The 12,206-nt window shown below is 70.4% G+C and carries 10 protein-coding genes; 4 read left to right on the top strand and 6 right to left on the bottom strand.

Annotated features, from left to right (window positions below):
• Positions 1–104 precede the first annotated feature (104 nt).
• Both ACWGO0_RS30990 and ACWGO0_RS30985 read left to right on the top strand, forming a co-directional pair.
• Entirely contained in the window at positions 105–2,150 is a 2,046-nt protein-coding gene (locus ACWGO0_RS30990; RefSeq protein WP_453542454.1) for a beta-galactosidase, read from the top strand.
• A gap of 50 nt (positions 2,151–2,200) precedes the next feature.
• A complete protein-coding gene (locus ACWGO0_RS30985; RefSeq protein WP_453542451.1) occupies positions 2,201–3,757 on the top strand; it encodes a glycoside hydrolase family 53 protein in 1,557 nt (518 codons plus the stop codon).
• A gap of 3 nt (positions 3,758–3,760) precedes the next feature.
• Here the strand turns inward: ACWGO0_RS30985 and ACWGO0_RS30980 are convergent, their stop codons facing one another.
• The 6 genes from ACWGO0_RS30980 to ACWGO0_RS30955 form a co-directional block, all read right to left on the bottom strand.
• Positions 3,761–4,780, bottom strand: a complete 1,020-nt coding sequence (locus ACWGO0_RS30980; RefSeq protein WP_453542448.1) for a VOC family protein — start codon at positions 4,778–4,780, stop codon at positions 3,761–3,763.
• An 85-nt stretch (positions 4,781–4,865) separates the two neighbouring features.
• Positions 4,866–5,759 (bottom strand): ectoine hydroxylase, encoded by an 894-nt coding sequence (gene thpD, locus ACWGO0_RS30975; protein ID WP_453542445.1) that lies wholly within the window; start codon positions 5,757–5,759, stop codon positions 4,866–4,868.
• Between the two features lie 3 nt (positions 5,760–5,762).
• Positions 5,763–6,161: an ectoine synthase gene (locus ACWGO0_RS30970; protein ID WP_124267637.1), complete on the bottom strand. Its 399-nt coding sequence runs from the start codon at positions 6,159–6,161 to the stop codon at positions 5,763–5,765.
• Between the two features lie 64 nt (positions 6,162–6,225).
• Entirely contained in the window at positions 6,226–7,494 is a 1,269-nt protein-coding gene (ectB, locus tag ACWGO0_RS30965; protein WP_453542442.1) for a diaminobutyrate--2-oxoglutarate transaminase, read from the bottom strand.
• Between the two features lie 88 nt (positions 7,495–7,582).
• Entirely contained in the window at positions 7,583–8,047 is a 465-nt protein-coding gene (ectA, locus tag ACWGO0_RS30960; protein ID WP_453542440.1) for a diaminobutyrate acetyltransferase, read from the bottom strand.
• Positions 8,048–8,429: 382 nt separating this feature from the next.
• Positions 8,430–9,536, bottom strand: coding sequence for a pyridoxal-phosphate-dependent aminotransferase family protein (locus ACWGO0_RS30955; protein ID WP_453542437.1), 1,107 nt, complete (start codon positions 9,534–9,536; stop codon positions 8,430–8,432).
• A 104-nt stretch (positions 9,537–9,640) separates the two neighbouring features.
• Between ACWGO0_RS30955 and ACWGO0_RS30950 the strand changes: the two genes are divergently transcribed.
• Positions 9,641–10,741 carry an amidohydrolase family protein gene (locus tag ACWGO0_RS30950; protein ID WP_453542434.1) on the top strand — a complete coding sequence of 367 codons (1,101 nt, stop codon included), beginning with the start codon at positions 9,641–9,643 and terminating at the stop codon, positions 10,739–10,741.
• A gap of 323 nt (positions 10,742–11,064) precedes the next feature.
• Positions 11,065–12,072 carry an SCO1860 family LAETG-anchored protein gene (locus tag ACWGO0_RS30945; protein WP_453542431.1) on the top strand — a complete coding sequence of 336 codons (1,008 nt, stop codon included), beginning with the start codon at positions 11,065–11,067 and terminating at the stop codon, positions 12,070–12,072.
• Positions 12,073–12,206 lie beyond the last annotated feature (134 nt).

Genomic DNA, 12,206 nt, shown 5'->3' with positions numbered 1-12,206 from the left:
TGTGCGGTTATGTTGGCTCTGCGCCACCGAGAGGGCGTGTGCACGTTCCCAGAAGTTGTACCAAGAGCCCACCAGAAGTCGTACCAAGAGCCCAGGAGACACCCATGCCGCACCCCGCCAGCGCGAGCGCCCCGCTCGGCCTGCACAAGCTGGCCTTCGGCGGTGACTACAACCCCGAGCAGTGGCCGGAGGAGGTCTGGCACGAGGACGTACGGCTGATGCGGGAGGCCGGCGTGACCATGGTCAGCGTCGGGATCTTCTCCTGGGCACTCCTGGAACCCGAGCCCGGCGTCCACGACTTCGGCTGGCTCGACCGGCTCCTGGACCTCCTGCACGTCAACGGCGTCCGCGCCGACCTCGGAACCCCCACCGTCGCCCCGCCCGCCTGGTTCTACCGCGCCCACCCCGACGCGCTGCCCGTCAGCCGCGACGGTGTGCGGTACGCCTTCGGGTCACGCGGCGCCATCTGCCACAGCTCCCCCGACTACCGGGCGGCGGCGGCGGACATCACCGAGCGGCTCGCCCGCCGGTACGCGAACCACCCGGCCCTCGCGATGTGGCACGTCCACAACGAGTACGGCGTCCCGGTCGGCGCCTGCTACTGCGACAACTGCGCCGTCCACTTCCGCCGCTGGCTCACCGAGCGGCACGGCTCCGTCGACGCCGTCAACGAGGCATGGGGCACCGCCTTCTGGGGGCAGCGCTACCGCAGCCTCGACGAGATCGACCCGCCCCGCACCACCCCGACGGTCGGCAACCCGGCCCAGCAGCTGGACTACGCCCGCTTCGCCGACGCCACCATGCGGGAGAACTTCCGCGCCGAGCGCGACATCCTCCACCGGCTGGCCCCCGGCGCCCCCGTCACCACCAACTTCATGACGGCGCTCAGCCAGTGCGACTCCGTCGACTACTGGGCCTGGGGCCGCGAGGTCGACCTCGTCAGCAACGACCACTACCTGATCACCGACGGCCGCCGCACCCATGTGAACCTCGCCATGGCCGCCGACCTCACCCGCTCGGTGGCGGGCGGCGCCCCCTGGCTGCTGCTGGAACATTCCACGAGCGGCGTCAACTGGCAGCCCCGCAACCCCGCCAAGCGCCCCGGCGAGATGGCCCGCAACAGCCTCGCGCACGTCGCACGCGGCTCGGAGGGCGCGATGTTCTTCCAGTGGCGCCAGTCCCGCCGCGGCGCGGAGAAGTTCCACTCGGCGATGGTTCCGCACGCCGGGACCGACTCCCGGGTGTGGCGCGAGGTGAGCGCGCTCGGCGCGGACCTCGGCCTGCTGGAGGGCATCCGGGGCACCCGTACCGTCGCCGACGCCGCGATGGTCTGGGACTGGCAGTCCTGGTGGGCGCAGTCCCTGGAGTGGCGCCCCAGCGAGGAGCACGACGCCCGCGAGCGCGCCGACACGTTCTACGCCTCGCTCTACGACCGCCACCTGACCGTCGACTTCGCCCACCCCGAGGCCGACCTCTCCGCCTACCCGCTGGTCGTCGTCCCGGCGCTCTACCTCGCCACCGAGGACACCGGCCGCAATCTGCGCCGTTACGTCGAGGGCGGCGGCACCCTCGTCGTCTCGTACTTCTCGGGCATCGTCGACACCGATGACGCCGTGCACCCGGGGCCGTACCCCGGTGTCCTGCGGGACGTACTGGGCCTCCACATCGAGGAGTTCGCGCCGCTCGGCGAGGGCGGCACGGTGCGCCTGATCACCCCCGAGGGCGCACCCGAGGGACCCGATCTGACCGGTGACCTCTGGTCGGACGTGGTGATCCCGCGCGGCGCCGAGACCGTCTGGTCGTACGCCGACGGCATCCCCGCCGGCCGCCCCGCCGTCACCCGCCACCGCCTGGGCGATGGCACCGCCTGGTACATCTCCACCCGGCTTTCGGGCCCCGGCCTGGACGCCGTCCTGGACCGGGCCTGCGAGGACGCGGGGATCGCCCCGCGCACCTCGCTCCCGTACGACGTCGAGGTCGTACGCCGCACCGGCGAGAGCGGCACGTACCTCTTCGCGATCAACCACACCGAGGGCGACACCGAAGTGCCGCTGGACACCCCCGGCACCGAACTCCTCACCGGCGAGCCCGCCAAGGACCACCTCGCCGTCCCGGCGGGCGCGGTCCGCGTCGTACGGCTCGACGTCTGAGGCCGACAGAACATTACCCGCACCGCACAATGGTCGAAGGGACATCGACGATGTACGGAACGTCGCAAGGAAAGCTGAGGGCCGCCGCGGCGGCGGCCCTCGGAGGGCTGCTGTTCGCCGCTCTCCCCGCCCAGACCGCACACGCGGCCACCACCCCCGCCAACCCCGGCTTCGAATCCGGGAGCACCGGCTGGTCCACCTACTCCGCGGGCGGTCAGAACGCCGCCTCCTTCACCGAGGCGGGCGGGCACGGCGGCAGCACCAGGCTCAGCCACTGGGCATCATCGGCCTACAAGGTGGAGACCTACCAGTACCTCACCGGTCTCACCGACGGCACGTACACCCTGAGCGCCTGGGTCCGTTCCGGCGGCGGGCAGAACTCGGCGTACATCGCCCTGCGCAACTGTGGCAGCGCCGAGCAGCGCACCGACCTGCCGCCGACCGCCAACGGCGCCTGGATACGCCTCGTCACCTCCGTCAAGGTGACCGGAGGCGCCTGCACCATCAGCCTCAACTCCGACGCGCACGCGGGGGAGTGGGCCAACTTCGACGACATCACCTTCACCGCGGGGACGACCGGACTCGCCGTCAGGGGCGGAGATCTCTCGACCCTCCCGAAGAACGAGGCGCACGGCGCGACGTACCGCGACGCCGCCGGTGCGACCGGCGACGCCATGAGCATTCTCAAGAACTCCGGGATGAACTACGTACGCCTCAAGGTGTGGGTGAATCCCGCCGACGGCTACAACGACAAGGCCCGCGTCCTGGCCATGGCCGAGCGCGCCAAGGCGCTCGGCATGAAGGTGCTCGTCGACTTCCACTACTCCGACGCCTGGGCCGACCCGGGCAAGCAGGTCAAGCCCGCCGCCTGGGCCGGACACGGCTACGCCCAACTCCGCACGGACGTCTACACCCACACGTACGACGTGCTGAACGCCCTCAAGGCCCAGGGCACCACCGCCGACATGGTGCAGATCGGCAACGAGACCAACGCCGGGATGCTCTGGCCCGAGGGCTCCACCGACAACTGGTCCCAGCTCGCCGGCCTGCTCACCTCCGGTGCCAACGCCGCCAAGGCCGTCTCCCCGGGTACGAAGGTGGCCCTCCACCTCGCCAAGGGCGGCGACAACGCGGGCACCCGCTGGTGGTTCGACAACGCGGTCGCGCACAAGGTGCCGTTCGACGTCATCGCGCTCTCGTACTACGGGTACTGGCACGGCCCCCTGTCCGACCTCCAGACCAACCTGGACGACGCGGCCGCACGGTACGGGAAGCCCGTCCTGGTCGCCGAGACGGCCTACGCCCACACCCTCGCCGACGACGACGGCCTGGAGAACAACGTCGCCACGGCCGACCAGCTCGTCACCGGCTACCCGGCGACCCCGGCCGGCCAGGCCGCCAACCTGCGCGACGTCATGAACGTCGTCGAGGCCGTACCGAACGGCCGCGGCCTGGGCGCCGTCTACTGGGAGCCGTCCTGGACCGCCGCCACCGGCAGCGGCTGGGACCCGGCCGACCCGTCATCCGGCAACGCGTGGGAGAACCAGGCGGTGTTCGACTACAACGGGAAACTGCTCCCGGCCGCCCGCTGGTTCTCCCACCGGTAGCGGCTAGGACTTCCCGTCGAGCGGGGCGCCGTGCCACTTCCACGAGGTGACACGGTCGCGGCCCGCCAGCTCGGCGCGGCCGGTGGACCAGAGCAGGACGGTCCACCGGTCCTCGTCGGCCGGGGCGTCGGGGAAGAGCCGGGCCAGGACCCGGTCGCAGAGGCCGGCGGGCGGGGTCCAGGAGATGCCGAGACCCTCGGCGATGTCGTGGGTGTGCACGAGGGTCTCCACGATGCCCATCGCGGCGAAGCCCTCCGGGTCGGAGACGCCGTACGAGTGGTAGGAGCGCAGAGCGGGCGAAGCCGTCCGCACCATCGCCGACAGCAGCGCGCCGCTCGCCTCCAGCGTCTGGAGAAGCCCGGCGGTTCCCGCCTCCGGATCCGCGAAGACCGCGTTCCACGGGCCGCCCTCGCGCTCCGGGGCCCAACGGTAGGGAACCTCGTTCTCCAGCGGGGGCTTGCGCGGACCGAGCTGGACGGCGTACGCGAAGAGGTCGTCGCTCAGATGCTCCACGGTCTCCCAGCAGTCCCAGGTGAGCGTCCCCGCCGGAATGTGCCAGTCGTCCGCCGGGGACTCCTGGAGCGCCGCCACCGCGAGACGCACCGCCGAGGTCACGTCGTCCGCGGTGACCGGCAGCCGGGCCCCGGTCAGCCGCGCGCGCTCGGCGGCACTGGCCTCGACACAGAACTCGTTGCCCTCCGGGTCGGCCAGGGTCGCCCAGCCCCGCCCGTTCGGCTTGCGGTGATCGCCGACCAGTGTGGCGCCGAGCGCCAGCAGCCGCTCGACCTCCTCGTCCCGGGTGCGGTCGTCGGGCTGGATGTCTAGGTGGACACGGTTCTTGATGCTCTTCGCCTCGGGCACGGAGACGAACAGCAGGGCGGCGCCCGGGGCTTCGACGAGCGCCTCGGGATCGCCGGGCTCGTCCTCGTCGGACACGGGGGCACCCAGCACCTCGGCCCAGAACGTCGCCAGCTTGTAGGCGTCGGCGCAGTCGATGGTGATGTGGCGTACATGGGAAGTCATGGGCGCCACTGTCGCCCGTCGGGGCCCCCGGGTCCAGTCGGTTTCGCAGGAGGGCGAAGTCCTCCGCCGAAACCGTGCCGGTGCGTCACTTCACCGGAGTGAAGTCCCGCGCGCCGATGAACTCAGGGCGGTGGATCGGGGCCGAGAAGGGCTCCTGCGCCGCGTTGTCCACACTGTTGAAGACGATGAAGACGTTGCTGCGCGGGTACGGGGTGATGTTGTCGCCCGAGCCGTGCATGCAGTTGCAGTCGAACCAGGTCGCCGAACCGGCCGCGCCCGTGAAGAGCTTGATGCCGTGCCGGTCGGCCATCCTCGTCAGCGCCTCGTCCGACGGGGTGCCGGCGTCCTGCATCTGCAGGGACTTCTTGTAGTTGTCCCGCGGTGTCTCGCCCGCACAGCCGAGGAACGACTTGTGCGAACCGGGCATGATCATCAGCCCGCCGTTGGTGTCGTGGTTCTCGGTCAGCGCGATCGAGACGGACACGGCCCGCATGTTCGGCAGGCCGTCCTCGGCGTGCCAGGTCTCGAAGTCCGAGTGCCAGTAGAAGCCCGAAGCCCCGAAGCCCGGCTTCACGTTGATCCTGGACTGGTGGACGTACACGTCCGAGCCGAGGATCTGGCGGGCCCTGCCCACCACCCGCTCGTCGGCGACCAGCCGGGCGAAGACCTCGCTGAGCCGGTGGACCTCGAAGACGGAACGTACCTTCTGGGACTTCGGCTCGATGATGGAGCGCTCGTCGGCCCGCACCGCGGGATCGGCGATCAGCCGCTCCAGTTCGGCGTGGTACGTGGCGACCTCGTCCGGAGTGATCAGCTGGTCGACGGTGAGGAAACCGTCCCGCTCGAAACCCTGCAGGCCCTTCACGGTGACCGGCCCGGGTGCGCCGGGCGCGGACCAGATGACCGGGTCCTGGCGGGGAGTGGTCATCTCGGCGGCGCCGCGCGATGGGTACAGGTCTGCGCGAACTTCAGTGGTCATGGTTCAGCCCTCCTCGGTCAGCAGCGGGTAGACACCGTTCTCGTCGTGGTCCTCCCGTCCGGTGACGGGAGGGTTGAAGACGCACACGCAGCGGAAGTCGGTCTTGGGCCGCAGCGTGTGGTGCTCGTGGCCGTCGAGCAGGTACATCGTGCCGGGGGAGATCCAGTGCGTCTCGCCGGTCTCGTCGTTGGTGAGCTCGGCCTCGCCCTCGGTGCACAGCACGGCCTCGATGTGGTTCGCGTACCACATCGACGTCTCCGTGCCCGCGTAGAGCACGGTTTCGTGGAGCGAGAAGCCCACCTTCTCCTTGGCGAGCACGATGCGCTTGCTCTCCCAGGTGCCGGAGGCGGCCTTCACATGCCGGTCGGTGTTCTCGATGTCACTGAACGATCGGACGATCACGGTGGGTTGGTGCCTTTCTCTCTGCGGTGGTGCTTCTTCGGGCCCGGCCCGGGGTCTGTCCGGGTCAGGCGGTCTCACGGACGGAGCGGGCCAGCGTGCGCAGGCCCTCGTCCAGCTCGTCGGGGGTGACGGTCAGCGGCGGAAGCAGCTTCACGACCTCGCTCTGCGGACCCGAGGTCTCCAGGAGCAGCCCCAGTTCGAAGGCGCGGGCGCAGACCTTCGTGGCGCGCGAGGGGTCGGTGAACTCCAGGCCCCAGACGAGGCCGCGGCCACGGAACTGCCCGCCGGCGGCGGGGTTCTCGTCACAGATCGCCAGCAGTGCCTGCTCGACCTGCTCGCCGCGGGCCAGGGTCTGCTTCTCCATCTGGCCGTCCGCCCAGTAGGCGTCGAGCGCGGCTGCGGCGGTCACGAAGGCCGGGTTGTTGCCGCGGAAGGTGCCGTTGTGCTCGCCCGGCTCCCAGATGTCCAGCTCCGGCTTGAACAGGCAGAGGGACATGGGCATGCCGTAGCCGCTGATGGACTTCGACAGCGTCACGATGTCCGGCGTGATGCCGGCCTCCTCGAAGGAGAAGAAGCCGCCGGTCCTGCCGCAGCCCATCTGGATGTCGTCGACGATGAGCAGCATGTCCTGGCGGTGGCACAGCTCCTGGAGCGCGCGCAGCCACTCGGCGCGGGCGACGTTGATGCCGCCCTCGCCCTGGACGGTCTCCACGATCACGGCGGCGGGCTTGTTGAGCCCGGAGCCCTGGTCCTCCAGGAGCCGCTCGAACCAGAGGAAGTCCGGCACCTGGCCGTCGAAGTAGTTGTCGAACGGCATCGGCGTGCCGTGCACCAGCGGGATACCGGCGCCGGCCCGCTTGAACGCGTTGCCGGTGACGGCGAGCGAGCCGAGCGACATGCCGTGGAAGGCGTTGGTGAAGGACACGACCGACTCGCGGCCCTTGACCTTACGGGCCAGCTTCAGCGCCGACTCGACGGCGTTGGTGCCGGTCGGGCCGGGGAACATCACCTTGTACGGGAGGTCGCGCGGGCGCAGGATCACGTTCTGGAAGGTCTCCAGGAAGGCGCGCTTGGCGGTGGTCGCCATGTCCAGGCCGTGGGTGATGCCGTCGCGCTCGATGTAGTCGATCAGCGCGCGTTTCAGCACCGGGTTGTTGTGGCCGTAGTTGAGTGAACCGGCACCGGCGAAGAAGTCGAGGTAGGAGTGGCCGTCCTCGTCCGTCAGCCGGGCGCCCTGCGCGCGGTCGAAGACCGCGGGCCAGCTGCGGCAGTAGCTGCGTACTTCCGATTCCAGAGTCTCGAAGACGCTCAGTGCGGGCGGGGTGATGGTCACAGCGGATCTCCTGCGTGAGAGGGGGGTGGACTGACGGGCTGCGCTCGGCACGGTGCCCGGGGTGCTGCGGGGATGACCGGCGGCGCGCTCAGGCGTGGAACGGGCCGATGCGGTACAGCACTTCCGGCAGGTGTGTTCCCTCGGGGAACAGACCCCCGTCGAAGAGCACCTCTTGCTCCAGGGCCACGTCGTGGCGCTGGGCATAGGAGGTGAACAGCCGGTCGGACGCGGTGTTGTCCGGGGTGACGGTCGTCTCGACCGATGCCAGGCCCTGGTCGGCGGCGACCCGTGCGGTCAGCGCGTCCAGCAGGGTGGCTGCCAGCCCCTTCCCGCGGTGCCCGTGGTCGACGGCCACCTGCCAGACGACGAGTGTCTGTGGACGGTCCGGGCGGATGTATCCCGTCACGAAGGCGATGGCGTCGCCGTTCTCGTCGCGGGCGACCACGGAGGTCGCCGCGAAGTCACGGCACCACAGCAGGTAGCTGTACGAGGAGTTGAGGTCCAGGACCTCGGAGTCGCGGGCAATGCGCCAGATCGCGGCTCCGTCCTCCACTCGCGGGGTGTCGATTCTAAGGAATTCGCTTCGGGCACTTGCAAAATCTGCTGGTGCTGCGGTCATGCGAATTGAATTTACCCAGCAAAAATCGAAATTGCATCGCGGGAAGGGGTTGGGTGAACGGACTCGTTGTGTTATCACGCGGGCGCGTGCCTTCGCGCGAATCGGTGGCGTCTTGTCACCATTTGACCGGAATTTATCCGGCATAACGCCTGCCGTGTGGAGTCGGTCACAGGGTTGTAACTCTAGGGAGACCTGTCCGAATTACGAAGATCGAGCTTGTTGAAGCTCTAACGTTTAGGGTCGGGGAAAGCGGGCAGAAGAATGCGGGGAGCTGTTCTCGATAAAGCGGCTCCCCGCATTCATGAATTCCTGGAATTTATTCGTTGGGCCAGGTTTCCGACACGGCCTTGCGGGCAGCCTCGAAATCGACCTGCCGGCCCGTGCCGGCGAGCGCCGACCCCAGAGCCGCGAGCGAGGACAGCACCACGCCCCGCGTCGCGTCCACACCGTAGTGATTGACCCGGATCATCTCCTTGGACAGCGCCCCGCCACCCGCGATCAGCGGCAGCGAGGGATCGGCCGCGAGCGCCCGCGCGACGAGCGAGGCGGCGTCGACTCCCGCAGGGGCGCGCAGCGTCGTGGCGACCGGCGCCGCCTCGCGCGCGTCCACGACATACGGCTCCAGGCCCCCGCCGAGCGCCAGGGCGCCCGCACGGGTCGCCGCCGCCGCCGAGGCGTGGCGGGAGATCAGCGCGTCCAGGCCCTCGTTCTCGATCCGCTCCACACAGGCTTCGAGCGCCAGCATCTCCAGCTGCGCGGGCGCGTGCAGCAGCGTGGTGCGGCCACCGTTGATCCAGCGCTCCTTCCAGTCCAGGAGCGAGAGGTAGGACCGGCGCGGAGCCTGCGGATTGGCGGCGATGCGCTCCCAGGCGCGTTCGCTCACCGACACCGCGGACACCCCGGCGGGCCCGCCCATCGCCTTCTGCGCGCCGATCACGCACAGGTCGACGCCCCAGGCGTCGGGCAGCAGCGGCTCGGCGCCCACCGAGGCGACGGCGTCCAGCATGAACAGCGCGCCGTGCGCCCGGACCACCTCACCGATCCCGGCGACCGGGTTGGTGTTGCCGGTCGCGGCCTCGGCGTGGACCAGCGACACGAAGTCGATCTCCGGGTGCTCGGCCAGCGCCTGCGCGACCTGCTCGGCGGTGACCGCCGTGTGGAAGGGCACCGTCAGGTCGACGACCGCGGCCCCGCAGTCCCGCAGCCAGTTCCCGAAGGTCTGCCCGTAGGGCCCCGTAACGATGTTCAGCGCGGTCGAACCGGGCCGGGCGCCGCCCCGGATGCAGCCTTCGAGAGGCAGCAGCGCCTCGCCCTGCATGATCACGACGTCCTGCCGGGTCGCGAGGAGACCGGCCACCCGCCGCTCGACGGCCGCGAAATGCGCGGCGGTGAGCGGGGCGAGGTCGAGGAAGGGGTGCGTCACGGTGGTGCTCTCTTCGGGTCGGTCAGTGGTTCGGTGCGCGGTCGGCCGACCGCGCGCGAACAGTGCTTGGCCGAGCCTACCGAGGGCCTCGTACAGTGCGGCATATGAGCGATCACGAAGAGCCGCAGGTGCTGCGGGTGAAGGGGCGGGTGCTCGTCGGCCCGGACGACGTCCGGGACGAACTGTGGGCGGTCGGCGGGCGGATCTCGTACGAGCGGCCACCCGGCGCCGACGACGCGGTGACCGTCACCGGCTGGGCGCTGCCCGGACTGGTCGACGCGCACTGCCATGTCGGCCTCGACCACCACGGCCCCGTCGACGAGGCGACCAGCGAGAAGCAGGCACTCGCCGACAGGGAGGCCGGCACGCTGCTCATCCGGGACGCCGGATCGCCGTCCGACACCCGCTGGATCGACGACCGCGAGGATCTGCCGAAGATCATCAGGGCCGGCCGTCACATCGCCAGGACCCGCAGGTACATCCGTAACTACGCCCATGAGATCGAGCCCGGCGACCTGGTCGCCTACGTCGCGCAGGAGGCCCGGCGCGGCGACGGCTGGGTGAAGCTGGTCGGCGACTGGATCGACCGGGACGCCGGGGACCTGACCGCGTGCTGGCCGCGCGGAGAGGTCGAGGCGGCGATCGCCGAGGCGCACCGGCTGGGGGCCCGGGTCACGGCCCACTGTTTCGCCGAGGCGGCGCTGCGCGACCTCGTGGAGGCCGGGATCGACTGCATCGAGCACGCCACGGGGCTGACCGAGGACACCATCCCGCTCTTCGCCGAGCGCGGCGTGGCGATCGTCCCGACCCTGGTCAACATCGCCACGTTCCCGGACCTGGCGGCGGGCGGCGAGGCGAAGTTCCCTCAGTGGTCGGCCCATATGCGCCGGCTGTACGAGCGCCGCTACGACACGGTGCGCGCCGCGTACGACGCGGGCATCCCGGTCTTCGTCGGCACGGACGCGGGCGGCTCACTGGCCCACGGCCTGGTGGCGGCCGAGGTCGCCGAACTCGTCAAGGCGGGCATCCCGCCCCTCGAAGCGCTGTCGGCGACGGCCTGGGGCGCACGGCAGTGGCTCGGCCGCCCGGTCCTGGAGGAGGGCGCCCCCGCGGACCTGGTGATCTACGACGAGGACCCGCGCGCGGATGTACGGGTGCTGGCGGCGCCCCGCAGGATCGTGCTGAACGGGCGCGTGATCGGCTGATCAGGCCACCGGGCCGGGTGCGGCGCCGTGTTGACAGCCAGTGACCGGTGCCGGTGCGTCTCGTTGGAACACTTCTGCGCGCACCCCGCTTCGTCAACCGCCGCGCCACCCGCGCTCCGTGAAAGGGGTGACTCCGGGGAACGCGCGTGCCGGAATATTCGAATACGCACACGGAAACCCCCCTTTGGGGTGAACTCACGTCAGGTATCCACCAGTTCACTCTCTGTGCGTAAAGATTCACGGAGTCGAGGCCACCGGCGCCCGCGATGTCCCCCATTGGGCGGCGCCGGTGGCTCCATGTCTCTTGTGGGGGTTCCACCATCTTGAACAGCAACACCTTCCGCCTCGCCGCCCTGGCGATCGCCGCCGCTCCCGTCGCACTGCTTGTCGCCGTTCCCGCGCAGGCCGCCACGACGACCACGGTCTCCGGCGACGGAAAGGCGAGCGCGGTCGTGCTCCGTACCGCACTCGATGTCTCACTCGTCAACAAGACGATCAACGTTCCGCTGAAGGCCACGCTCAACGAGGTGCAGGCTCCCGCGAGCGCCGAGAAGACCGCGCTCAGCGTCCAGCTGGACGGTGTGGACGGCGGAAACCCGTTCAGTCTCCTGAAGGCCGACGTGGCCACGGCGGAGGCGACGGTCGACGAGCACAAGGCCGAGGGTCGTTCCAACCTCGCGAAGGCCACGGTCCATGTGCCCGGGCTGCCGCTCCTCTCGCTGATCGAGGTCGAGAAGGTCACTTCCAGCGCCGTCTGCGAGGTCGGGGAGCAGCCGGTCGCCGAGTCGAACGTGCTCGGCCACGTCTCGGTTCTCGGCAAGAAGGTCACGCTCACGGCCGGCGGAACCACGCGGGTGGCGGTGCCGAAGGTCGGCGAGGTGACCCTCGACCTGTCGAAGACCTCCACCACCTCGCGTACCGCCGCAGCCGTCGCGTTGCAGCTCAAGGTGTCGGTGAACCCGCTCGACCTCAACGTCGCCGAGGTGTACGGCGAGGTGACGCTGGCCGAGGCGACCTGCGAGACGCCGAAGGCCCCCGAGAAGCCGGGCGGCACGGACGGCGGCACCTCCGGCAACGGCGGATCCACCGGCGGATCCACCGGCGGCTCCACGGGCGGATCGACCGACGGAGCCACCGGCGGCGACTCGGGCGGCTCCGGCGGCGAAGTGAAGCCGCAGACCGGCTCCGACCCCGCCCCGGCCGCCGAGAAGCCGAACCTCGCGGCCACCGGCGGCAGTTCCACGACGCCGTACATCGCGGGCGGCGCGGCGCTGCTGCTGGCGGCGGGCGCCGCGGCCACCGTGGTGGCCCGCAGGCGCACCCAGGGCTGACAGCCCCTTAAGACCGACCGGCAAATGGGGGGCGGCGTCGCGGGGCTGGGCACGCGCATCTGCGGCGTTGTCGTCAATCAACAACGCTCCGCGTTGCCTCAATCCTCCGCCTTGCAGCTGCACGCACCCAGCCC

The sequence above is a fragment of the Streptomyces sp. NPDC055749 genome, assembly GCF_053617235.1.
This window is presented reverse-complemented; position numbering and strand designations above follow the sequence as displayed.

Coding starts and splice junctions, on each gene's coding strand:
- ACWGO0_RS30990 (WP_453542454.1), top strand. CDS start 105: ATGCCGCACCCCGCCAGCGCGAGCGCCCCGCTCGGCCTGCACAAGCTG.
- ACWGO0_RS30985 (WP_453542451.1), top strand. CDS start 2,201: ATGTACGGAACGTCGCAAGGAAAGCTGAGGGCCGCCGCGGCGGCGGCC.
- ACWGO0_RS30980 (WP_453542448.1), bottom strand. CDS start 4,780: ATGACTTCCCATGTACGCCACATCACCATCGACTGCGCCGACGCCTAC.
- thpD (WP_453542445.1), bottom strand. CDS start 5,759: ATGACCACTGAAGTTCGCGCAGACCTGTACCCATCGCGCGGCGCCGCC.
- ACWGO0_RS30950 (WP_453542434.1), top strand. CDS start 9,641: ATGAGCGATCACGAAGAGCCGCAGGTGCTGCGGGTGAAGGGGCGGGTG.